Annotated in this window: 20 protein-coding genes, 1 other RNA gene and 1 riboswitch; of the genes, 2 read left to right on the top strand and 19 right to left on the bottom strand. The window is 62.0% G+C overall.

Features of this window, described 5'->3' with window-relative positions:
- The first annotated feature begins 86 nt into the window (after positions 1-86).
- On the top strand, positions 87-857 hold the full coding sequence (locus tag RN02_RS28670) for a nuclease-related domain-containing protein (RefSeq protein ID WP_043318609.1): 771 nt from the start codon (positions 87-89) through the stop codon (positions 855-857).
- 176 nt (positions 858-1,033) lie between these two features.
- Here RN02_RS28670 and RN02_RS28665 read toward each other — a convergent pair whose 3' ends face one another.
- Entirely contained in the window at positions 1,034-1,822 is a 789-nt protein-coding gene (locus tag RN02_RS28665; protein WP_043318608.1) for a hypothetical protein, read from the bottom strand.
- Between the two features lie 127 nt (positions 1,823-1,949).
- Positions 1,950-2,303: a hypothetical protein gene (locus RN02_RS28660; RefSeq protein ID WP_042929653.1), complete on the bottom strand. Its 354-nt coding sequence runs from the start codon at positions 2,301-2,303 to the stop codon at positions 1,950-1,952.
- Positions 2,304-2,434: 131 nt separating this feature from the next.
- On the opposite strand from RN02_RS28660, the gene RN02_RS28655 reads away from it, so the two are divergent.
- Complete coding sequence (locus tag RN02_RS28655; RefSeq protein ID WP_043318606.1) at positions 2,435-2,782, top strand: helix-turn-helix domain-containing protein; 348 nt, start codon at positions 2,435-2,437, stop codon at positions 2,780-2,782.
- Here RN02_RS28655 and RN02_RS28650 read toward each other — a convergent pair.
- The 17 genes from RN02_RS28650 to RN02_RS28580 all read right to left on the bottom strand — a co-directional run bounded on the left by RN02_RS28650 (position 2,769) and on the right by RN02_RS28580 (position 21,318).
- Positions 2,769-3,074, bottom strand: coding sequence for a hypothetical protein (locus RN02_RS28650; RefSeq protein ID WP_042929550.1), 306 nt, complete (start codon positions 3,072-3,074; stop codon positions 2,769-2,771). The two genes, RN02_RS28655 and RN02_RS28650, sit on opposite strands and share 14 nt — an antisense overlap.
- 60 nt (positions 3,075-3,134) lie before the next feature.
- Complete coding sequence (locus tag RN02_RS28645; protein WP_042929548.1) at positions 3,135-3,344, bottom strand: hypothetical protein; 210 nt, start codon at positions 3,342-3,344, stop codon at positions 3,135-3,137.
- Between the two features lie 13 nt (positions 3,345-3,357).
- The gene (gene radC / locus RN02_RS28640) at positions 3,358-3,855 is read right to left on the bottom strand and encodes a RadC family protein (protein WP_042929547.1); all 498 of its coding nucleotides are present in this window, start codon (positions 3,853-3,855) and stop codon (positions 3,358-3,360) included.
- Positions 3,827-4,777 carry a recombination directionality factor gene (locus tag RN02_RS28635; RefSeq protein WP_042929546.1) on the bottom strand — a complete coding sequence of 317 codons (951 nt, stop codon included), beginning with the start codon at positions 4,775-4,777 and terminating at the stop codon, positions 3,827-3,829. The genes radC and RN02_RS28635 overlap by 29 nt, the downstream gene beginning before the upstream one ends.
- 88 nt (positions 4,778-4,865) lie before the next feature.
- Positions 4,866-5,870, bottom strand: coding sequence for a YqaJ viral recombinase family nuclease (locus RN02_RS28630; protein WP_043318604.1), 1,005 nt, complete (start codon positions 5,868-5,870; stop codon positions 4,866-4,868).
- 75 nt (positions 5,871-5,945) lie between these two features.
- Complete coding sequence (locus tag RN02_RS28625) at positions 5,946-6,914, bottom strand: DUF932 domain-containing protein (protein WP_042929544.1); 969 nt, start codon at positions 6,912-6,914, stop codon at positions 5,946-5,948.
- Between the two features lie 94 nt (positions 6,915-7,008).
- The gene (locus tag RN02_RS34390; RefSeq protein WP_023094888.1) at positions 7,009-7,338 is read right to left on the bottom strand and encodes a hypothetical protein; all 330 of its coding nucleotides are present in this window, start codon (positions 7,336-7,338) and stop codon (positions 7,009-7,011) included.
- Between the two features lie 228 nt (positions 7,339-7,566).
- Complete coding sequence (locus tag RN02_RS33570; protein WP_139092879.1) at positions 7,567-8,283, bottom strand: hypothetical protein; 717 nt, start codon at positions 8,281-8,283, stop codon at positions 7,567-7,569.
- Positions 8,284-8,292: 9 nt separating this feature from the next.
- Positions 8,293-11,019, bottom strand: a complete 2,727-nt coding sequence (locus RN02_RS28615) for an N-6 DNA methylase (RefSeq protein ID WP_043318599.1) — start codon at positions 11,017-11,019, stop codon at positions 8,293-8,295.
- An 816-nt stretch (positions 11,020-11,835) separates the two neighbouring features.
- The gene (locus RN02_RS28610) at positions 11,836-13,092 is read right to left on the bottom strand and encodes an integrase domain-containing protein (RefSeq protein ID WP_043318597.1); all 1,257 of its coding nucleotides are present in this window, start codon (positions 13,090-13,092) and stop codon (positions 11,836-11,838) included.
- Between the two features lie 185 nt (positions 13,093-13,277).
- Positions 13,278-13,633, bottom strand: a transfer-messenger RNA (tmRNA) gene (gene ssrA, locus RN02_RS32900).
- A 73-nt stretch (positions 13,634-13,706) separates the two neighbouring features.
- Complete coding sequence (locus RN02_RS28605) at positions 13,707-14,384, bottom strand: type 1 glutamine amidotransferase domain-containing protein (RefSeq protein ID WP_043318595.1); 678 nt, start codon at positions 14,382-14,384, stop codon at positions 13,707-13,709.
- Positions 14,385-14,488: 104 nt separating this feature from the next.
- Positions 14,489-15,499, bottom strand: a complete 1,011-nt coding sequence (locus tag RN02_RS28600; RefSeq protein ID WP_043318593.1) for a sodium:calcium antiporter — start codon at positions 15,497-15,499, stop codon at positions 14,489-14,491.
- A 58-nt stretch (positions 15,500-15,557) separates the two neighbouring features.
- A riboswitch (yybP-ykoY riboswitch) is annotated at positions 15,558-15,732 on the bottom strand.
- 112 nt (positions 15,733-15,844) lie between these two features.
- A complete protein-coding gene (locus RN02_RS28595) occupies positions 15,845-16,096 on the bottom strand; it encodes a hypothetical protein (protein ID WP_043268982.1) in 252 nt (83 codons plus the stop codon).
- Positions 16,097-16,188: 92 nt separating this feature from the next.
- On the bottom strand, positions 16,189-17,574 hold the full coding sequence (locus RN02_RS28590; RefSeq protein ID WP_043318591.1) for a sensor histidine kinase: 1,386 nt from the start codon (positions 17,572-17,574) through the stop codon (positions 16,189-16,191).
- Positions 17,571-18,245, bottom strand: a complete 675-nt coding sequence (locus tag RN02_RS28585) for a response regulator (protein ID WP_043268986.1) — start codon at positions 18,243-18,245, stop codon at positions 17,571-17,573. Before RN02_RS28585 ends, RN02_RS28590 begins: the two co-directional genes overlap by 4 nt.
- Positions 18,246-18,486: 241 nt before the next feature.
- Positions 18,487-21,318, bottom strand: a complete 2,832-nt coding sequence (locus tag RN02_RS28580; RefSeq protein ID WP_043318589.1) for an FAD-binding and (Fe-S)-binding domain-containing protein — start codon at positions 21,316-21,318, stop codon at positions 18,487-18,489.
- Positions 21,319-21,427: the final 109 nt, after the last annotated feature.

The raw sequence follows: 21,427 nt of genomic DNA, 5'->3' as shown, positions 1-21,427 counted from the left end.
CGAGGCCAATAAACCGCGCGCCTTATCCTCTGTTGAGGTTTGTTTGGGTAAGATCCGGCAGATTCAGGATCGCCGAAGGTTAAGAAATGGACTTCACCCCCATCATCGCCCAGGTCTGGAGTACCGTCAGTTGGCTAATCCCGCTGATGCTGCTGATTGGCCTACTCAAGTCGCCCTGGGCCAAGGGCCATATTGGCGAGCTCCTGGTACGCCTGTTCGCTCACTGGCAACTGGACAAGCAAATCTACCGTGGCCTGCACAACGTCACCCTGAACACTCCAGACGGCACCACCCAAATCGACCACGTATTCCTCTCGCCCTACGGCATCTTCGTGCTAGAAACGAAGAACATGAGCGGCTGGATCTTCGGCAGCGAGAAGCAGGCGCAGTGGACGCAGAAGCTCTACAAACGCACTTTCAAATTCCAGAATCCGCTGCGGCAGAACTACAAGCATCTCAAAGCGCTTGAAGCCACTCTGGGCGTCAGCCCTGAGTACCTGCACTCGGTGATTACCTTTGTCGGCGGCAGCACGTTCAAAACCGAGGTGCCGGCCAACGTGACCCAGGGAATTGGTTTTATCCGCTACATCAAGTCGTTTCAGCAGCCGATATTCAGCCAGACTGAAGTCGAAACCATGGTGCAGGCCCTGCAAACTGGCCGCCGCGCCCCCACTCTCGCCACCCACCGCGAGCACGTGCACAACCTCAAGCGTCGGAGTGATCCAACAGCAGAGCGGAAATGCCCGAAATGTGGCAGCGTCCTGCTGATCCGCACTGTGAAGTCCGGCCCGAAAGCAGGGCAACAATTCTGGGGCTGTTCGGCGTTTCCCAAGTGTCGAGTGATGCAGAGTCTGTAATCGGCTGTTGAGTGTCCTAGCCGGCATCGCCTTCAGAACACCACGCCATTGCGCCATTTGAGGGCAAAAAAAGAGGGGGCTTGGGGCTCCCTCTGTTGGTAGTGCGGCCAATGCCGGTGAGTGAGATAGCAGCGGTGGTTCAGTGGTGTTGATTGATCCAGTGGAACTCAGGTCCGTTACTGCAGTAGGTAACCGGCAGGCTGATTGTCCTTATCAAAACAGAGGATGGTCTCGCAGTACCCGCCGATCTGATCGATGTTCGATTCAGCAACGGCAGGCAACCACTTACCAAGGTCTGCCACGGGTACCCTCTGGTTATTGATGTAGCACTCGTCATCCATGCGCGGATTGCACCAGGCGGATGTAACTTCCGGCCATTCAGATTGATCTGAGGGGCCAGACGATGGCGAGGCCCCAGCTTGAACTCCTCCTCTCTGTGCCTGCCACGCTACATAGCCGCCTTCATAGCGCCCATCGAACGTCGGCACCAGATGATCATCAGGGACGCCAATATCCAGATAGAACTGGTACAGGAGCGTACCTGCCTCGGCGTAGGACACCTGGCGCGAGGTATCGATGCGATAGGCGACCGCCTTACCGTCGGAACTGATACCGATGCGATACCAGATGGAGAGTAGGAAGAACCCATCCTGGTTCCACTCGCCCACGATGGCATTGCTAGTCCGGCACTTACCGCGCAGGCACGTACCGCTCACTTGGTTGCGATAACGCACATCCTGCTGGCGCTGAGCATCCCAGATGAGCACGTCGCGGGACATTTCTAGCCACGTGCACCGTAGCAGCGGCTTTCCGTCAGGGGCTTTCTGGGTAATGCATGGAATTGCTTCTGGGAGACCGCTAGTGGATGTCTCGTCGGGAATGGCGAGACTCGTCCACGTGTAGTCGACAGCGGCGCTGACGTTGACGCAGAAGGCTAGTAGCAGGATGCTGAGTATCCGTTTCATGAGGTAACTCCAGTCTGTGATTTCTTGCGAGAGCGAAAGGATCCGGCTGTTGAACGACCATTGGCGCAGCAGGGCTCGCCTGCTGTGAAACGAAACTCTTCGCTGTTGGTAGCTCTGGATTGAAGGGCTATTTCTTGTAGAGGACCTTGAGCCGCTTGTTCACGTAGTCCTTGATGATTTCGTAATCGGGGTTGTAGGTGGCGAGAGCGTGGCCGACACCTGCTGCAATGGTCAGTGCAGCCAGGGTGAGTGTCGCTGGTGCTGACATCACAGTGGCCGCCGCCCCAAGTGCTCCACCGCGCATAGCTGCACCTTTCAAATCGCTGATGACACGGCATTTCATTCCCGCGCTTTCGATCTTGGTTTCGACTAATTTGATGCCTTCCGTGAAATTGCCTCTGAGGCCGTTGATCTCGAAGGACGCTTTGCTGCGCACGAGACTTTCGATCTGCGCTTCGTTCAGTCCGGTGATGACGTGCATCTGTTCTGTGCTCCCTGCTTGGAGTTGGAGGAAAAGTTGAATATCGACCTTTTGGGTTGAGTCTCGGTTTGTGAAGTCCTTCATGTCAACAGGTTGATGCCCAACCATCCGAGTTGATCTGGAGGGGTGGCATGTCGAAAAGCGATTCAAAGCAGTTGGCGGAAGTCGTGGGCCAAGCGATTGCTCGTCAGCGAGTGCGTTGCAAGCTGAGTCAGGAACAGGTCGCGGAGCGCTTGGGGATTGGTAGTGAGGCCGTTTCACGCATCGAGCGTGGGGTCGTCATGCCCAATGTCGAACGTCTGATTGAACTGGCGGCTGTCTTCGGCTGTGAGACCGCCGACCTGCTGACCGAGGGAAGCTCGCGCCCAGAGGATCAGGCGCGTCGACTGCAGGGGCTGCTGTCCATGCTGAACTCGGACGATCGTGCGCTGGTGCTGGAGTTTGTGGAGCGTCTGGTGGCGCGCCTCAGCCGGGACTAAGGCCCTCCTGACTTTCTGCCGTCTCGTCGAACAAGGCGCCGCAGCGCAGGCACAGGCAGTCGAAGCCGGCGAAGTGAAACCGCGCGACATCCTCTGCCGCCTTTCGTGCCTCCGGGCAAGCGGGTACGACTGCTGCCAGACCGTTGAGAAGAGCGGCCTGGCCGCTCCCCTCATGTGGGCGCTGAGCGCCCTTGATTGCGCCATTGAGCAACCCGGCCAGCAGGGTCAGCCCTTTGGCTGCGTCCCGTGTCAGCACGGCGCTTGAGTCGCAGATCAAACACTGTCTGTTCATCGTCATGCTCCCTATTGAGTTGAGGCGGCCAGTGCATGCCTGGCGGCTCAGGGGTAGTGATTATTTCGGTGGTGCAGTGGCGGAATCTGCCGCGGCTGTTCCGGGTGCCAATGCGTTCACGAGGCGGCAGAAAATCCAGCACGCCAGCAGCACGGCGATCAGCAGGGGCGGAAAGCGCACCATCAGAAGCACCAGCAGCAGAAGGGCCAGGCAGCCCGCGAGGATGCCGGCGAACATGAACACGGCGGCAAAGATCCGTAGTAGCTTCATCGTCGTGTTCTCCTCACAGGTAGCCCTGTTCCGCCAGCGACACGCTGCCTTCACGACCCACGATGATGTGATCCAGCGTTCGCACCCCGATCAGACTCAGTGCCTCCTTCAGCTTGTGGGTTAGGTTGCGGTCTGCCTGGCTGGGTTCTGGATCCCCAGAGGGATGGTTGTGCACCAGAACCATTGCTGCGGCGTTGTGCTCCAGGGCTGCCTTGACGACCTCGCGTGGATAAACGCTGGCACCGTCGAGCGTGCCCCTGAACATTTCCTGGAAGGCGATTACCCGGTGACGGCTATCGAGGTGGAGTAGTGCAAAAACCTCATGCTCGTAATCGCCCAGCAGCGCCTGCAGGTGACTGAATACCGCCTTCGGTGAGGTCAGTGCTCGCCCCCGGCGCAGACGCAGATTCGCCAACTGCCGGGCCATCAGCAGGATGTCGGTTTCGGTGACTGGTGACTCCACTAGGTAGGTGCCTGTGGCGTCACTGGCCTTCAGCTTGTGCAAGCGCATGCTGGGCTCCTTGAGGGTTATCTGTCGGTGGGATGCCACGCTGGGCTCGTGCTGCCAGCTTCTCGGCCAGGCTGGCTTTCGCAGAGCGTTGGGGTGTGCTGCTGGCTGAAGAGGGGCTTTCCTCGACGGGGTAGAACTCCTCGGCGATGGCGCCAGCGTCTTCCTCGCTGTCCTCGAAGGCGCCATTGCCGAAGCCGCGTCGCGCCGCTTCATCCAAGGTGGTCTGATCGAAGCCTGCTGCTTGCCTCTGCGCATCGAGCTCATTGGTGGCCTGCAGTGCCTCCGTCATGTCCATACCGCCGCGTACCGTGAGGTCGACGTAGAAGATCGGCGTCCCATGGCTTTGCCGGGTGGACTTCCCGCGCAGGCGCAGTTCCAGCGGCAGACACGCCAGGCGGTTGCCCGAGATGGCCTGGAAGTAATGCAGGCGAGCTGCCAGGGTGCGGATGCTGTTGAAACCGGTGGTGCGGAACACGAAACTCCCCAACGGATCGTCATCGCCAATGACCACGTTCAGCCGACCGTAAGGTTTGCAGGCACCACCCTTGGCCAGCGGACATGCATCCGGTGAAGGACAGGGTAGTGATTGCATACCGTCCTGCGTGACGCGCTTGCAGGTCTCGCCATTACCCACGCACAGCGGCCGCCCGGACTGCCGGTCGAACAGGGTGTAGTCGGCGCGGAAGTTCAGCTCCGGTTCGTTGAACAGCAGACGTACCGGGATGCTGCGCAGCTTGTCGTCCTTGCCCTGACGCAGCTCGTCATTGAGCGGATGCAGCAGCCAGCCGTCCTTGCCTTGCACTTGGGAGGTAATGGTGAACTGGTCATCCTTCTCCGGCAGGCGCTTGCCGTTCTTCTCGACGACCTTGCCGATGGAGATGCGTCCGAGCACCGGCGGGGTGAGTGCGAGACCTTTGAGCATGGTGGTTCTCCTGAAAATGAAAAAAAGCCAGCCACGCAGCGCGAACTGCATGGACTGGCCAAGGGGGAAGGGGGGATGGAGGAGGAAATCAGCCGACCAGGAAACGCCGCGCACCGGGCTTCAGCAGCGGGTACTTGGCCTGCAGGTACGGCTTGTCCTGGAGCAGTTGCACGACATCGAGACCGACGCTGTCCTTGGCCTTGCGCCAGGAAACGTAGCCGCTGGAAAACTCCGCCCGGCTGGCATCGCCCATGGCCTGCTGCAGCATCTGCTTGAGCTCGGCCTCGCGCTTTTCCTTGTCGGCCATCGACTGCCGCAGGGCCTTCAGTTCGATATAGGCGGCGGTCAGTCCGGCGTGGTTACTGAAGTCGACGACTTGGCCGTTGTCCTCCGGGTAGAGGCAACGCAGAGCTGCCTCCGCGGACGCCGTACCATCGGCCGGCGGTGGCGTGTCAGTTTCCACGTACTGCCAGAACTTGCGCTCCAGCTCGATCAGGCGCGTGATCATCTGCTCGTCACGCTCGATGCGGTGGATCTCCAACGTCTGGCCGCCGAGCAGCACGGCGACATCCGCAGCCTGCTTGCCAGTGACGGCGAGCTGGTGCATCACCTGAAGCTCGACATACTCGGGGATGCCTTCCTTCCAGAGACGTGCCCCGTTTATGCCGGCGGTCTTGCATTCGAGGATCTGCACGTCGTCGGCTCCGATCACCTCGCGGTCGATGTTGGCCAGCATCCAGGGCAGCTCGAGATCCGGGTGTTGCAGCACGGCATTGATGCGCCGCACCTTGTTCTTGGTGCGCTTGCTGTAGTGCCAGGCCACGATGGGTTCCAGAACGTTGCCCCAGTACATCGGGCTTTCCTCATCCTGGGGATCGGCCTTGGGCATGCCGGCATCGCGACCGGTCTTCTCCAGCCACAGCTCCAGCTGTGATTTGTAGGGATTCAGGCCGACCGCAGCGGCGGCATCCGAACTGCCGATGCCTTGCTTGCGGATCTGCAGCCAGTCCTCGCGCGGCAGCTCCTTGGTGCTGATCAGACGCAGGGCAGGGCGTTTCTTGCTGGTGCTGCCGTTCAATGATGTTGCTTTCATGCTGTTCACCTGCCGACATAAAAACGCCCGACCAGCACAAGGCTGACCGGGCGCGAGGGTTGGTGTGAGTGAGGGTTAAGCGACGAGCTGCAGCGCGGTATCCAGGGCGCGTTGTTTGATCTGCGCTCCCTGGCCGAACCAGGCCGAGTCCATGCGGTACTCGTTGCTGCGCGCACGACGCTCGTGGTCGACGTACTCGGTCACGGCGTTGAGCAGGCCCCAGGCGGTGCCGCGTGCCGAGTCCAGCAGGCTACCGCGACCACGACCTTCGTATAGCTCCTGGACTTTGCGCAGGGCGCGCTCGTTCGGTAATACCTCCGGCATTGCACCGGTTGGGCTGGTTTCGCAGAGCACAGACATGAAGAATCCCAAAGCCTCATGCCACTGCACCTTGCGCTCGGCCAGCGCGCGCATGCGGTACATAAAATCGTCCCATTGGGAGACGGCGATGCCGAGTTGCTTCTTCACCACTTTGGGATCGAAGCGGGTGTTATGCGGCACTTTGATCGCGCGGCTGGTGCCGTCCAGGGCGATGGTCAGAGTGTTGTTGCACACCACCCGCACAGTGGTCGGCGTTGCTGTGGTGGCCAGGGTACCGTCACAGGACGTGGCCAGCAGCAGGTAGCCGTTGACCTGGTCGTTGCCCTTGAGCGCAGCGCCTTGCCCGGTACGTGCCAGCGCCCAGAACTTGCGACCGCCCTTGAGTACGCCGGCGGTTTCCAGCTCGTAGCCGGAGACCTCGGTCAGATCCCGGTAGAACTCCAGAACTTCGCGCGGCTGCACGGTGTGATAGCGCTGGGAGACCACCGACAGCGGTGCCTTGGTGTCCGAGCGGAACAGCACCTTCTGTTCGGGGAAGGAATGGATCGCGCCCAGGTGGCCGACGGCATCCGATTTGAAGTGCACGGGGCTCTCCAGGATCTGCCAGTCCATCCCGGCTTCGCGTTGCCAGACTTCGATGGGTTGTTTCTGAGTGAGTTGATTGCCCAGGCCGTGCCACGGTGTAGCGCCAGCGTAGGCCATGGTCTCGACGAGATGTGCCATGTGAACGATTCCTTTGGGTGCGCGCCGGCATAAAGCGCCGCGCACGGCGCAGCACCTACCGGACGATTGAGATGAGGATAGCGTGGGCGCCGGATCAGGCCGGCAGGTTGAAGCGATGACCGCAGAGCAGGCAGAGGTTGTGGGCCAGGACGTGGCGGTCGAGCGACTCACCCAGCTGAGCACCGAGTGCGCAACCACCTACGCCGCCGGCCAGGCCGCCAAGGATGGCGCCCGACACGGAGCCGAGGGTGATGCCGACAGGGCCGGCGAACGCGCCGATAGCTGCGCCAGCCTGACCACCCGCCAGGGCAGCGCTGACGCCACGCGCAACACCGCCCACGGTGCCGATGGCGGCGCCGACTTTCATGGCGTGGTGGAAGGACGCGACTTTGGGGGAATGACAGCGAGGGCACTGCAATGACATGGGGCGAACCTCATTGGTGGGGATGTCACTGCTGTTATGTAGGGCTGCGATTATTTCGAATCGATTGGCCGGGTGTTCAATTGCTGCGTGCGTCAAGATGCACCAAACACGATACTAGACACCCCATCACAGCTACATGCGAACAACCTGCTGGGCAGTTGAGTGAGGGGCATGGTTGTCGATGAGATGCTTTGGTTGGGGACGCTGTATGTCGTCCATGTGCCCCTGCTAATGCGTCATTTTCACCCATAGATGGCGCAGGTAGATCTCGGGCAGATTCGTTCGGTTGTGGACCGACTCGTGCACTGCAATTCCGGTTATATCGTCTTGTTTCTGAATGAGCAGTGTATCGGCTGGTGACCAGCCAGGACTGCCTGCGATGTGCAGGTCTCGAATCCAGTTTCCTATCAGGGTAAACCAGTGATCGAAATCATGTTCTTGTACGTAGGCGATTATGGCTGCACGTACATGTGCTGCACCGTGTTTGCCCTCTTTGTAGCGCTGGATGCCGCCCCCTACTCCAACCCGCGTTACAACGTATTCGCGCTCATCACGATCCCCTCCAGCAGGAATGGGCAGCCGCTTACATTCAATCGGTAGAATCGTCTCGAAATCGCTATAGCTCCTGCCCTGTACGATCAATGCATCGCCAGCTGCGGCAGCCACCAAGTCGATCTTGCGTGAGGCTAGCGTCTCATCAGCCTCCTCCACCCGAAATTGCAGACAATCCCAGCCAGGTGTTTTGCGTGTTGCGCTATTAAGGTGGGCGCACAGTTGCGACGTGAGCGCTGTCTCGCCAGTACGTGCCGGCCGGTCAGGCCGATCTCGCCAGCGAGGAAGCTGGTCCAAAATGAAATCCAAAATGGCAGCCCGAGAGCGGCCCTCGGAAAGAACTCCTGAGCCTAGTTCGCCTAATGCAGTAGAAGTGGGACGGTCCGCCAGCATCGCGCCTCTCTAATAGCCCTGAGCCCGAAGATCTGCCAAGACATCATCGGCGTCACGTAGTCCGACTGAGCGCATCCAGTAGCGCAACCGGTCCGGCTTCAGAATGAACAAGAAGCTGCGGTCGTATAGGCGACAGATACGTGTAATTGTCAGGTTCTGGTGCGATTCTGTGTGCAGTAATGTTGCGATGCGCTCACGCAACTCCTCTGCTCCCGACCATTCGACTTGCGTATCGCCAAAGGCATACGCCTGGCACACTGCGCCTGACCAAGTGTATTGACCGCGCAAGCCGAAATTTTGAGACCCGTACAATGCATTGACTTGTCTGGATAGCACGTCCGCATATGCTTGCAGGTCTTCATCACAAACTTGGTGCATCGCTGCTGATGACTCTCCCAGCCGGATTAGGTCCGATTGGTAATCCACGATATCGTCGACGACGGTGCGTTCGTTCTCGCTCAGGTCGAAGGTCTCCTCTACTGGATACGGAATCGAGTAGATGTCGTCGGCTTGTAAGGCGGTTGCTTTCTGGGCAAATAGACCGGGGCTGGTCAATGCCAGATAGGCACACAGCGTACGTTTTTCTGCGGTCAACCAGCGATCAATAGACTTGAGCTTAGGGAGATCCTTGTGCGGGGCGCAAAATCCAACCATGCGCTGGCTATACGTCAGGTAGTGCTTGTCCCATATGGCGTGCGCGAGGTGCATCTGCTCCCGTATTAGGAGCATGGGTGGGGTGAATCGTCGCTCAGTGTACGCTGACCGAAAGAGCTCATCTTCTAGTGGTTTGATCTGGGATTCGTCGATGCCGCTTGTGGTCAATGCGTTAGATGGAAGGTAAGGATGCCCTGTTAGATGAGGGGCATGCTTACGTTGGACACTTTGGCCCACTATGAAGCCTTCGCCAACTTCCCAGTCGTTTTGCTCAGCGTATTCGCGCAGTGTGCGTGATTGTGCCAGTCGGTTAACAAGCGACAGAGCGCGTCCGCCACCCAGAAGGTTGGCACGCCAGAGGCGGTCGTCTTTCAGGGCGACGCTATACGGTACGAAGTGCAGGTCATAGTAATCTAGGTCTAGCCCTTGCTCAGCATCCATGCGGCCCGTACGGCGGAATGTTGCGTGCAGTAGCTTGGCATTCGCGGGTTGAGGCCTCTTTTGTGCTACGACAACGATGATCTTTGTGTCGGCGGCACCTTTTTGAAAAAGGCCACGAACTGAAACGAAATCAAGGATCTCGCGAACCCAATATCGCTTTAAATAGCTGTGTCGAAACGCGAGAGCATTCTGGTTATACAGAAAGTTGTACTGCTGCAGCATGGAGATTGTGGCGCCATCCTCCATGATTTCGCTGGCTTCATGCAGGAATAGATAGCCGACCTGCTTATCTGGAAGCTTCTTTCCGTGTTCGTTCTGATACCGCGCATAGGCTCGCTGGGTGGCCGTTGTTTGTAGCGTGGACGCAAATGGCGGATTACCTAGAATCGCACCGACTCTCTTGGGTAGTAAGTCGGCCTCTTTGGCTTCAAAAAAGCAACCATGGTGCAGGGTCTGTTGGCGGAGGTTCGGGAAGAGCTTGATGCTGCAGCGAATATCTTTCGGTTGCAGGGCATCGCACATGGCCAAGCACAGACTAAAGCCGGCTAGCTCGACGGCATCCTCCTCTAGATCGACCCCATGCACAAAGGCCAATAAACTTTGCAAAACCTGTTTGTCCGGGCGTTGCCACTGGTGGCGTAGGCGCCAATGCAGTACTAGGCGTTTGTATGCCTCTACAAGAAAAACACCCGATCCGCAGGACGGGTCCAGAATTACTTGGTGATTTGAGGTAATGTGATCCAGCGTGTCCCAGCTAAGCGCCTCTTCTACCAAAAAGCGCACGAGGAATGGTGGGGTGTAAACAGAGCTGTCCGCATTCTCAACAAAGAGCTGATAAATTTGGCTGATCAGTTCGACTGGAAGGTCGCGGAACGAATACAGTTCCCACAATGACAACTGGCCCGATTGGTTTTCACGCGCTTCGATCATGCAAGCAAAGCGCTCCAATTGCTGGGTGTTCAGAAGTTTGTCGACTTCCGATGCTTCCAGCGCAAACACGTTACCGTTAAAGCGATCCTCTAGGGCTGCGAGTAACTGGACCAATGCCGGACCGTTACGCAGCACCTCGAAAAATCGTTGAGCCCCAGGTACGAAAGCCGAGAAAAACCCCTCACTGAACACGCCTCGCTGTTCTAGGTAGGCGATCAGCAGCGACAGGATTAGCAACCGGCGGCGTAAACGCTTAGGTAATATTTTCTCTTCGTCGAGGTAATTGCTCAGGCGCTTAAAAGCATCGAAAAGGCTTTTGTGTGCCGCCTTTCGGTTCGATAACAGCAACTCGCAGGTGCGTGGATCGGTCCAAAGCGTACCATTGCGAATGCGCTCCTCATCCCACCAGGGGTCAAGCTCAATCTGTGCTGCTAGGTTTAGCTGTTTTATGGGGTTGCACTTAAGGCTCCCGTCTTTGGCGAGAAAGTCAGGACGATGCGCGCAACGGAATAGCTGCAGCAGTCCAGGCGTGCGTCGATAAACCAAGGGCACGCCTCCCCAGCTCCAGAGCTTGCGGTGGCGTTCGGCGAACTCTTGATCATCTGTGAGTGTGTCGGAGCCATAAATAAATGCCTGTGCCGAGGCTCTCCGGCCGTACTGCTCAAGCTCAAAGAACACTGCGTCGGCACCATACTCGGCTGCCTTCTCCATTACGGAGACTTCCTCGGGCGGTCGTCCATCAGCTTGATAGCCATGCACTCGTACTAGCCCGCTGACCTGCGCAGAAGATTCTGATTGCAGCCAAGCATCCCACCAGCCTATACGGTTACGCATGATTCGACCGTCTCCGCTTGCGCTCGTGATGCGTGCAATCCCGTAGAGATGATTCTGTTGTCTTTGTGCTGACGGAGTTACAGGGTGTGTCTGGGGCTGTTAATGCTACGTCTCGTGATAGCAATGGCGTGGGCAGTAGATAAGATTCGATAGCCATAAAAATTGGGGGTAAGGCGACAACTAGACCATCCCCGATCAGGGGGGGCGTGTCGGCGTACTCGCATGTTGCATCCTGGATATGCATGACCAAGCTTGCGTGCTTGCATTCCTTGCTAGCTATCGTTAGGGCCATGGCAATCGGTTCGCATAGAGCAGAGACGACGCTTCTCTTGAGGCCGTAGGCCGTCTCTAGTCGGCAGAGCAAAACCACCAGTACTACATCTGTGCTTGAGTACACCCGTGCTACTCGGGCCTCACCATGCCTATCCGCGAAACGGGGCAATTGGGCTAGCAGCCCGCGCAGTTGGTCGCGAGAATATCCAGTTAACTCGCATAGATCGCTGATTGTAATTCGACGCATCTATGTATCTTATACGCAGATGTGGGGGATACCAACACAGATTTGTGTATTGGGTGCACAGTTTGTGCATCTAATGGGCGCGGAGGTCATCTCTGCACCTGGTGAGACCTGTATAGGTGCTTGCTGCTTGCGTCAGGAGGTCAGGAGTCCTTGGCTAGTCATGGCATCTTTGCCTATCGGATTGAAACGACTTTTTGGCTCCGATTTTCTTTGATGGCCGACACAGACAGATTGCCAGTAGCAGCCTCCTGGATGTGTTCGCTCCACCAGGTCATCATCGGGCGCCTGCGTTCGATGTAGTCCGCCCGGTTGTAGGCACTGCGAACCTCGTCCTTGTCGACGTGGGCAAGCGCTACCTCAATCAGTTCAGGATCCCAGCCGTGTTCGTTGAGGATGGTGCTGGCCATTGAACGCATGCCATGGCTGACTAAGCGTCCTTCGAAACCCATCCGCTTCAGCGCCATGTTGGCGGTCTGGCTGTTGCAGTGGGTGCGAGGGTTCCGGTCTGCGGGGAATACGTACTCCCTGTGTCCGCTGTAGGGCTTGATTGCTTCCAGTAGCGCGAGAGCCTGCTCTGTGAGCGGGACGATATGAGTACGGCGTTTCTTCATGCGCTCAGCGGGAATCGTCCAGATCTTCTTCTCGATGTCGATGTCCGCCCAGCGGGTGGTCGCTGCCTCTGCTGGCCGGGTCATGGTGTGGAGTTGCCATTCGATCAGGCAGCGGGTCGTCCTTTTGATGCTGGCATTGGCGATCGCCACCATGAGCTCCTTCAGCTCATCAGGGGGTAGTGCCGCCATGTTTTTCTTTTTCGGTTTCTTGAAGACAGAGCGAATACCGCTGAGCGGGTTAGCGTGAATCAGTCCCGAGTTGACCCCGTAGGTCATGATCTCGTTGAGCCGTTGCGTCAGCCGTTTAACGGTCTCAAGGCTGCCTTTGGTTTCGAGTGGTCGGAGCAGGTTGATGACCTTGGGGGCGTTGATGGCGGAAATCGGCGTGCTGCCCAAGTCCGGGAAGATGTGCAGTGTGAGGGAGCGCCAGATGTCCTCGGCGTAGGCCTGTGTCACCGCATCCTTTTTCAGCTCATACCAGGACGTCGCTACATTCTGGAATGTGTGCTCGGTTGCCGCTTTCTTGGCCTGCTGCATGGCGTCCCGTTTCTCTTTGGGGTCGATGCCATGGGCGAGAAGTTCACGTGCCTCAACGGTGCGCTTGCGTGCCTGTGCCAATGAAACTTCGGGGAAGGTTCCGAAGCCCATGTTGATCCGGTTCTTCGTCACCGGATGCCGGTAGTTGAAGTTCCAGAGCTTAGAGCCATTACATCTCACTCGCATTTGAAGGCCGTCACCATCGCTCAGGACGTAGTCCTTCTCCTGGGGCTTGGCGGCTTTGACCTTGAGGTCCGAGAGGCGAGTAGCTTGGGCGCACATGGGGTATTCCAGGAACGGTTTCGGTATTCCAAAAATTACCAGTGGATGGCTTGGAATACCACTTGGAATACCGAATTTCGTAGATCCTGCTGGATGCTGTCGGATCGTGATGACGCTGAAGGCCCCGTATTTACTGGATTTCAGGCACAAAAAAAGACGTCCGAGGACGTCTTTAGATGGTTATTTGGTGGAGCCGGGGGGATTTGAACCCCCGTCCGCCAGCTCTCCGCTATCGGTTCTACATGCTTAGCCATCTCTACTGAGTTAACTCCGCGCGGCCCGAGTGGCAGGGCGCTTGGAGCGAGCTGTATGAGTTTTAGCCGTTACGTCTACAGCGAACTTGGCGGCGATCCTGTTCTATCTGACAGACCTAATCTTCGGGTTTACAGGCATCCCCTAGGGTCTGCTGGCGCCCTTAGGCGGCCAGAGCGTAGTTGTCGTCGTTGGCAACTATGAATTGTGGCAGCGGATTTACGAGAACTGTCACCTACTCGGCATGCCCCTCAAGTTTTGTTACCGGCGTCGAATCCTAATCGGCCCCAGAACCTTTGAAGGTCCCGGCCAGTGTACGGCAAAGCCCCCGGCGAGTCCACCGGGGGCTCTGCAAACCCCTGTCAGGCCAGGAGTTTCAGCACGGCGGCGGCCACCGCTTCGCTCGATGCGGGGTTCTGCCCGGTGATCAGCAGGCGGTCCACTTCCACGTGGCTCTGCCAGTCGTCGGCCTTGGCGTAGCGGCCGCCCTTGGCCTTGAGTTCGCTCTGCACCAGGAAGGGCACTACGGCGGTCAGGCCCACGGCTTCTTCCTCGCTGTTGGAGAAGCCGGTGACGTGGCGGCCCTCGACCAGCGGCTTGCCGTCGCCGTTCTTCACGTGGCGCAGCACGCCGGGGGCGTGGCAGACGGCGGCGACCGGCTTGCCTGCGCTGGCGAAGGATTCGATCAGGGCGATGGAGTACCTGTCCTCGGCCAGGTCCCACAGGGGGCCGTGGCCGCCGGGGTAGAAGACGGCGTCGTAGTCGGCTTCGTTCACCTCGGCCAGCTTGCGCGTGCTGGCCAGGGCGGCCTGGGCTTCGGGGTCCTTGCGGAAGCGCTCGGTGGCCGGCGTCTGGGCGTCGGGCTCGTCGCTTTTCGGGTCCAGCGGCGGCTGGCCGCCCTTGGGCGAGGCGAGCGTCAGCTCGGCGCCGGCGTCCTTGAACACGTAGTAAGGCGCGGCGAACTCCTCCAGCCAGAAGCCGGTTTTCTTGCCGGTGTCGCCCAGTTGGTCGTGGGATGTGAGCACTACCAGGATCTTCATGGCCTCTCCTTGCATGCAGCGGTGTGTCGGCAGGCGCCGGCCGGGCGCCTGGCGGAACCGTCAGTTTAGGCGCTGCGCCGTGGCTTGCACGGCGGCGCCGGCGTTCAGCGGCCGAGGGTGATGGCCAGGTAGGCGACGTAGAGCGCGCCGTTGCCCAGCAGCACCCAGGCGGCGATGCCATTGTGGCGGGCGTTGAGGCGCAGCCAGAGCGCCGCGCCGAGGGTCACCAGCACCCCGGTGAGCACTTCGATGCGCGGCTGCCAGGGCGTCAGCAGGATGCCGATGGCCGGCAGCAGGGTGCCCTGGAAGACCATGGCGCCGGTGATGTTGCCGAAGGCCAGGGTGTCCTTGCCGCGGCGCACCCAGAGGATGCTGTTGACCTTCTCCGGCAGCTCGGTGGCGATGGGGATGATCAGCAGCGAGAGCAGCAGGGCGGAGATGCCGAGCAGGTCGGACAGGCCCTCCACGCCGTGGATGAAGCCCTTGGCGCCGAGCACCAGCAGGGCCAGGCCCAGCACCAGTTGCAGGAGGATGGTGAAGGCGTTGGTCGGCACGCCCAGGCGCGACAGCCACATGGGGTTTTCCGCCGCGGTGCCGTGGCCGTCTTCCACCAGGTCGCGGGAGGCGCGCAGGGTGAGGGTGATGTAGCCGACGTAGGTGAGCACCAGCAGCAGGCTCAGGCCGATGCGGTAGCTGTGCAGTTGCGAGGGCACGAACATCGCCACCGTGGCCAGGCAGAAGGCCAGGAGGAAGAAGTTGAGGTCGCGCAGCAGGCCGCTGCGCTCGGGCACCAGGCGCCCGCGCAGGCCACGGCCGCGGAGGACGAAGCAGGCCATCAGGCAGGTGGACAGGGTGGAGAGCATCAGCGGCGCACCGAGGATGGCGCCCACGCCCACTTCTTCGTTGAGCGAGACGTTGCTGGTGCCGGCCACCAGCGCCAGCAGCGGCACCAGGGTTTCCGGCAGGGCGGTGCCGATGGCGGCGAACAGCGAGCCGGTGACGCCTTCGGAGATGCCCAGGCGCTCGCCCAGGTGTTCCAGGGCGTTGGTGAAGAGTTCGGCGGCGATCAGGATCAGCAACAGCATGCCGAGCAGTTCGAGGACGAAGGTCAGCATGGCGCGCGCTCCTCGCGGGTGGAGGGCGATTCGGGACGGAGGCGGTGCATCACGGTGGAACTCCCGGCCGGTGTATTACCCATGACCATGCGCCTCCTCGGCCGTTGCGGAGGTTGCATGGTCAAAGGTCTTGCCAGGCTTTGCGCTGGCCACGCCATGGCCTGCCGGCCAAGGATGTTGACGTGGTCCCCGCCGGTGTTCCGGGCGGGCGGCTACTCCCCAATGACGCCGGGCATTCTAGCGGATTGCCCGGCGCGCTCAAGGGGTTGTTTCCTCGTGTGTCGATTGCCGCGGCTCGGGGCCGCCGCGTTTCCCCGCTCGCGGCGGCGCCCGCCGGGCGTCGGCTCAGCTGCTGGACGAGGCTTTCAGCAGCTTGAGGGCCTTCTCGGTCATGGCCACGCAGGCCTGGGTATTGCCCTGTTCCTGGGCCTGGGCGGCCTTTTCCTGGAGCCGCATAGCCTGCTCCTGCACGCTGTCGCTGCGGTTGGTGCTCTGCATGCTCTCGTCGATTCTCTGCAGGTTGTCGCTGCAGCGGTCGGCGGCGAACACCGGCGACGCGAGCAGCGCGGCACTGATGAACAGGATGGTGGTTTTCATGATGCGGTACCTGTACGGCTGAACATGTCACAGGCGGCGACTCGCCAGGCGAGCGGGGCCTGCACGGTGGACTGCGCCGCAGGTGCCGGGGTTCAGGAAAGTTGCGCGGACGGCAGTTCCACCCGCACGCCCAGGCCGCGCCCGTCCAGGCCGGGGTGCAGGCTGATGTGGCCCTGGTGGATTTCCACCACGCGCTTGACGATGGGCAGCCCCAGGCCGCTGCCGCCGGTGCCGGAGGCGACGCCGGGGCTGCGGTAGAAGCGGGTGAAGATGGCGGCCTGCTCGGCGGCGGCCACGCCGGGGCCGGAGTCCAGCACCCACAGCTGCACCTTGCCGCCCTCGGTGCCCAGGCGCACTTCCACGCGGCCGCCCTCGGGGGTGTAGCGCAGGGCGTTGCCCACCAGGTTGCCGAGCATGATGCCCAGCCACACCGGCACGCCCATGACCACGGCGCCCTGGCTCTCCAGTGTCAGCTCGATGCCCTTGTCGATGGCCTGGGGCGCCAGGTCGGCGATGGTTTCCTCGCTGAGCTGGCCGAGGTCGACGCGGGTGAAGGTCTCGTGCAGTTCCTCGTTGTCCAGGCGCGCCAGCAGGAGGATCTGCTCCATCAGCGTGCCGATGCGCTCGATGCTGCGGCTGACCTGCTGCAGGCCGTGGGCGAGCACCGCCGGGTCGGAGGAGCGCAGCGCCACCTGGGCATGGGTGCGCAGGCTGGCCAGGGGGGTGCGGATTTCGTGGGCGGCGTCGCTGGTCAGGCGGCGCTCGGCTTCCATGGCGGTGCCCAGGCGTTCGAGCAGCAGGTTGAGTTCGTTGACCAGGCTGTGCACTTCCACCGGCGCGCGGTTGAGCGCCAGCGGCTGCAGGCTGCGCGCGCTGCGCTGGTGCAGTTGCGCGGTGAGGCTGCGCAGCGGCGCCAGGCCGTTGTTGACGCCGAACCACACCAGCAGGGCCAGCAGCGGCAGGGCCAGCAGCAGCGGGAAGAGGGCGCTGAGCAGCAGCAGGTGCAGGGTGTGGCTGCGGTGGTGGAGGTTTTCCACTACCCAGATGCGCGCGTTTTCGTCGCGGGTGCTCAGTTGCAGGACGCGCCAGGTGATGCCGCTGTGACGGATTTCGGAGAAGCCGGTCTCCAGGGTTTCCAGGCCCGTGGGCAGGCCGGGCGTGGCGAACAGCGGCTGGCCCTGGTACCAGAGGCTGTAGCCCAGGGCGGATTCGCGCTTGATCAGCGGCAGGCCCTCGATGGCCTTGCGGCTGCGGGCGATCAGCTCGCCCTGGCCGCCGGCGACGTCCACCAGGCGCAGGGCGGCCTCGCCGAAGTCGATCATGTCTTCGTCGTAGAGCCGGTCCACCTGGCGCGAGGCGAGGTGGTAGGTGAGGGTGCCGGCCAGCAGCCAGCAGAGCGTCACGCCGCCGATCAGCAGCAGCAGCAGGCGCCGGCTCAGCGAGCCGGCGCGGCGCGTGCGGCCGGGCGTGGCGCTCAAGGCGCGTCCTTGGCCGGGCGGTCGATGCCGTAGCCGATGCCGCGCACGGTGCGGATCAGCTCGTTGCCCAGCTTGCGCCGCAGGTGGTGGACGTGGACTTCGATGGCGTTGCTTTCCAGCTCGCCGTCCCAGCCGTACAGGGCTTCGACCAGGCGGGTGCGCGAGAGCACCTTGCCGCGCTGCTCCAGCAGCAGGCGCAGCAGGGCGTATTCGCGCGGGGCCAGTTCCACCGGCTCGCCGCCCAGGCTGACCTGGTGGGTGGCCGGGTCCAGGCGCAGCTCCCCGTGTTCCAGCAGCGGCTGGGCGCGGCCGGTGTGGCGGCGGGTGAGGGCGCGTACGCGGGCCAGCAGTTCGTCGAGGTCGAAGGGCTTGCTCAGGTAGTCGTCGGCGCCGGCGTCCAGGCCGGCCACGCGGTCGGCCACCTTGTCGCGGGCGGTGAGGATCAGCACCGGGGTCATGTCGCCGCGCTTGCGCAGGCCGCGCAGCACTTCCATGCCGTCGCGCCGCGGCAGGCCGAGGTCGAGCACCAGCAGGTCGAACTCGTCGGTGGCCAGGGCCTGGTCGGCGGCCACGCCGTCGGTCACCCAGTCCACGGTGTCGCCTTCCAGGCCCAGCCCGGCGCGGATGCCGTCGCCCAGCAGCGGGTCGTCTTCAGCCAGCAGGATTCTCATCTTCGCCCCCATTCGCATGCTGTCGCCGAGCAGGATAGCCGCAGCGGCGGTTTCGCGGCAGAGGCTGGCAGGGCTCGCTTAACGTGGGGTTAAGGCCGGCGCTTTTCGTAGGATGGGTTGAGCTTGCGAAACCCATGCGGTGGTGGTGATGGGTATCGCTTCGCTCAACCCATCCTACGGGGAGCCCGCCGGGTGGTTGCGTGCCGGGGCAACGGCGGATAACCGCGAACGGTTATTCGCCCTACGGTGCGTCGATCCGCTGCGCCTGCGCACGGGGGCGGGTTACCCGGTCCACCAGGTAGACCACGCCGTGGTAGTCGATGCCGCTGTGGGCGCTCAGGCCGATTTCGCAGGTGCGGCTGGTGGAGATGCCTTCTTCGCAGTACTGCACCGCGTCTTTCAGGCTGCGTAGCGAGTGGGCGTTGAGTTCCGGGGTGGTGAAGCCCTTGTCGCCGGCGAAGCCGCAGCAGTGGATGCCTTCGGGGATCACCACTTCGTTCGTGCAGCGGCGTACCAGGTCGATCAGCGCCTGGCTTTCGCCCAGGTGCTGGGTGCTGCAGGTGACGTGCACCGCCACCGGCTTGTCCAGCGGCTGGAAGTCCAGGCGCTCGACCAGGAAGCTGCGGATGAACTTCACCGGGTCGTAGATCCGCAGCCGGCTGTCGGCCAGCTCCTGGACCAGGCGCAGGGTGCAGGGGCTGGTGTCGCAGTAGATCGGGTCGAGCCCGCCGCGGCTGGCCTGCAGCAGCGCGGCCAGCAGTTCGTCGCGCTTGTCGTCGGCCTGCTGCTTGTAGCCCTTGGAGGCGAACGGCTGGCCGCAGCAGAGGTTGTCGGCGTTATCCGGGAACACCACCTGGTAGCCGGCCTTTTCCAGCAACTGGCGGGTCTTGTCGATCAGCGGCACCTGTTCCTCGTCGCCGGCCGCCGGGCCCATGGCGCGGGACACGCAGGCGGTGAGGTAGACCACCCGCGGCTTGTCGGTGGCGTCGCTGGCCGCCGGCAGGCTGAAGCGCACCGGCTGCGGCATGGCTGGCGTCCACTGCGGCACGCGGCCCTTGCTGGCGTGGCTGATGGAGGCGCTGAGGCTGGCCAGGCGCGGTGCGCCGAGCAGCCTGCGCGCGCCGTTGGCGGCATGCAGCATGAAGCGCGTGCCCTTCATGGCCGTGGCGAAGTTGCGCGCCAGCCAGGTGGCGGTGCCGGCGTGGTGGGCCTGCTCGCCGCGCAGTTTCTTCACCAGCTCGCCGGTGTTGATGTTCACCGGGCAGCGCTGGGCGCACAGGCCGGTGGCGGCGCAGGTGTCGATGCCCTGGTACTGGTAGTCGCGCTCCAGTTGCGTGGTATCGACGCCGCTGCGGCGCTTGGCCTGGATGTCGCGCCACATGACGATGCGCTGGCGCGGGCTCAAGGTCAGGCCCTTGGACGGGCACACCGGTTCGCAGAAGCCGCACTCGATGCATTTGTCGACGATCTCGTCGGCGGCCGGCAGCGGCTTGAGGTTCTTCAGGTGCAGTTGCGGGTCGTCGGTGAGGATGACGCCGGGGTTGAGGATGCCCTGCGGGTCGAGCAGGCGCTTGAGCTGCCACATCAGCTGGTAGGCGTCGTGGCCCCATTCCAGCTCGACGAAGGGCGCCATGTTGCGCCCGGTGCCGTGCTCGGCCTTCAGCGAGCCGCCGTATTCCACCGCCACCAGGTGCGCCACGTCGTCCATGAAGGCCGAGTAGCGCGCCACCTGCTCGGGCGAGTCGAAGCCCTGGGTGAAGACGAAGTGTAGGTTGCCCTCCAGCGCGTGGCCGAACAGGATCGCCTCGTCGTAGCCGTGCTTGTCGAACAGCTCGATCAGGCGGTTCACGCCCTCGGCCAGTTGTTCGACGGGGAAGGTGACGTCTTCGATGATCACCGTGGTGCCGGTCTCGCGCACCGCGCCCACCGCCGGGAAGGTGTCCTTGCGGATGCGCCAGAGCTGGTTGTAGACGAGCGGGTCTTCGCTGAAATCGACCTGCTTCTCCACCGGGAATTCGGCGATGGAGGCCATGATCTGCGCGAGCTGTTCGTGCAGCAGCGTCTGCGTCGCCGCGCGGGATTCGATGAGCAGCGCGCAGGCGCCGGCGGACAGGCTCTTCACCCACACCGGCATGCCCTGCATGTTCTCCACCGAGCGCAGGCTGCGGCGGTCCAGCAGTTCCACGGCGGACACCGGCTGCTGCTTGAGCACCGGCACGGCCTTGCAGCAGGTTTCCACGTCGGGGAAGACGATCAGCGCGCTGGCCTTGTGCGGGTGGTCCGGCACGGTGTCGTAGGTCACTGCGCTGATGAAGCCCAGGGTGCCTTCGGAGCCGACCATCAGGTGGGTGAGGATGTCCAGCGGCTGGTCGTAGTCCACCAGGGCGTTGAGGGAGAAGCCGGTGGTGTTCTTCAGGCGGTACTTGTGGCGGATCTTGGCCGCCAGCTCGGTGTTGGCGCGGGTCTGCCGGCCCAGTTCGGCCAGTTGTTCCAGCAGCTCGCCGTGGCTGGCCTGGAAGGCCTCGATGTTGGCTGCGTCCTCGCTGTCCAGCAGGGTGCCGTCGGCCAGCACCAGGCGCAGGCCGGCCAGGGTGTTGTAGCTGTTCTGCGCGGTGCCGCAGCACATGCCGCTGGCGTTGTTGGCGACGATGCCGCCGATCTTGCAGGCGTTGATCGAGGCTGGGTCCGGGCCGATCTTGCGGCCAAAGGGCGCCAGCCAGGCGTTGGCCTGGGCGCCGATGACGCCGGGCTGCAGGCGGATCTGCCCGCCGCTGGCGCGGATGTCGCGGCCGTTCCAGTTGTCGCCCAGCACCAGCAGCACCGAGTCGCTGACCGCCTGGCCGGAAAGGCTGGTGCCGGCGGCGCGGAAGGTCACCGCCACCTGCTGGGCGTGGGCGGCGCGCAGCAGGGTGCGCACCTCGTCTTCGCTCTCCACGCGGATCACCAGCTTGGGGATCAGCCGGTAGAAGCTGGCGTCGGTGCCGAAGGCCAGGGTCGATAGGGGATCATCGAAACGCCGCTCGCGCGGGATCAGGTGTTCTACCGTGTCGAGGAACGCGGCGGGCAGGCTCATGGCGGCTCCAGTCATCATCGGTGAGCGTGGACCGCTGGACGGCCCATCGGTGTTCTTTTGATTTTGCAGGAGCGAGCTGGCTCGCGAACCCGGCGGGCTCGGAGCCGGG

Source organism: Pseudomonas sp. PI1 (assembly GCF_000812405.1).
In the GTDB taxonomy this organism is placed as follows: Bacteria; Pseudomonadota; Gammaproteobacteria; order Pseudomonadales; family Pseudomonadaceae; genus Pseudomonas; species Pseudomonas citronellolis.
This window is presented reverse-complemented; position numbering and strand designations above follow the sequence as displayed.

Bases quoted from the DNA above. Each gene is read 5' to 3' on its own strand.
- RN02_RS28600 (WP_043318593.1), bottom strand. From the start codon at position 15,499: ATGCTGACCTTCGTCCTCGAACTGCTCGGCATGCTGTTGCTGATCCTG.
- RN02_RS28605 (WP_043318595.1), bottom strand. From the start codon at position 14,384: ATGAAGATCCTGGTAGTGCTCACATCCCACGACCAACTGGGCGACACC.
- RN02_RS28645 (WP_042929548.1), bottom strand. From the start codon at position 3,344: ATGAAGCTACTACGGATCTTTGCCGCCGTGTTCATGTTCGCCGGCATC.
- RN02_RS28660 (WP_042929653.1), bottom strand. From the start codon at position 2,303: ATGCACGTCATCACCGGACTGAACGAAGCGCAGATCGAAAGTCTCGTG.
- RN02_RS28655 (WP_043318606.1), top strand. From the start codon at position 2,435: ATGTCGAAAAGCGATTCAAAGCAGTTGGCGGAAGTCGTGGGCCAAGCG.
- RN02_RS28595 (WP_043268982.1), bottom strand. From the start codon at position 16,096: ATGAAAACCACCATCCTGTTCATCAGTGCCGCGCTGCTCGCGTCGCCG.
- RN02_RS28665 (WP_043318608.1), bottom strand. From the start codon at position 1,822: ATGAAACGGATACTCAGCATCCTGCTACTAGCCTTCTGCGTCAACGTC.
- RN02_RS28650 (WP_042929550.1), bottom strand. From the start codon at position 3,074: ATGAACAGACAGTGTTTGATCTGCGACTCAAGCGCCGTGCTGACACGG.
- RN02_RS33570 (WP_139092879.1), bottom strand. From the start codon at position 8,283: ATGCTGGCGGACCGTCCCACTTCTACTGCATTAGGCGAACTAGGCTCA.
- RN02_RS28635 (WP_042929546.1), bottom strand. From the start codon at position 4,777: ATGCTCAAAGGTCTCGCACTCACCCCGCCGGTGCTCGGACGCATCTCC.
- RN02_RS28670 (WP_043318609.1), top strand. From the start codon at position 87: ATGGACTTCACCCCCATCATCGCCCAGGTCTGGAGTACCGTCAGTTGG.
- RN02_RS28580 (WP_043318589.1), bottom strand. From the start codon at position 21,318: ATGAGCCTGCCCGCCGCGTTCCTCGACACGGTAGAACACCTGATCCCG.
- radC (WP_042929547.1), bottom strand. From the start codon at position 3,855: ATGCGCTTGCACAAGCTGAAGGCCAGTGACGCCACAGGCACCTACCTA.
- RN02_RS34390 (WP_023094888.1), bottom strand. From the start codon at position 7,338: ATGTCATTGCAGTGCCCTCGCTGTCATTCCCCCAAAGTCGCGTCCTTC.
- RN02_RS28625 (WP_042929544.1), bottom strand. From the start codon at position 6,914: ATGGCACATCTCGTCGAGACCATGGCCTACGCTGGCGCTACACCGTGG.
- RN02_RS28615 (WP_043318599.1), bottom strand. From the start codon at position 11,019: ATGGAGAAGGCAGCCGAGTATGGTGCCGACGCAGTGTTCTTTGAGCTT.
- RN02_RS28585 (WP_043268986.1), bottom strand. From the start codon at position 18,245: ATGAGAATCCTGCTGGCTGAAGACGACCCGCTGCTGGGCGACGGCATC.
- RN02_RS28630 (WP_043318604.1), bottom strand. From the start codon at position 5,870: ATGAAAGCAACATCATTGAACGGCAGCACCAGCAAGAAACGCCCTGCC.
- RN02_RS28610 (WP_043318597.1), bottom strand. From the start codon at position 13,092: ATGTGCGCCCAAGCTACTCGCCTCTCGGACCTCAAGGTCAAAGCCGCC.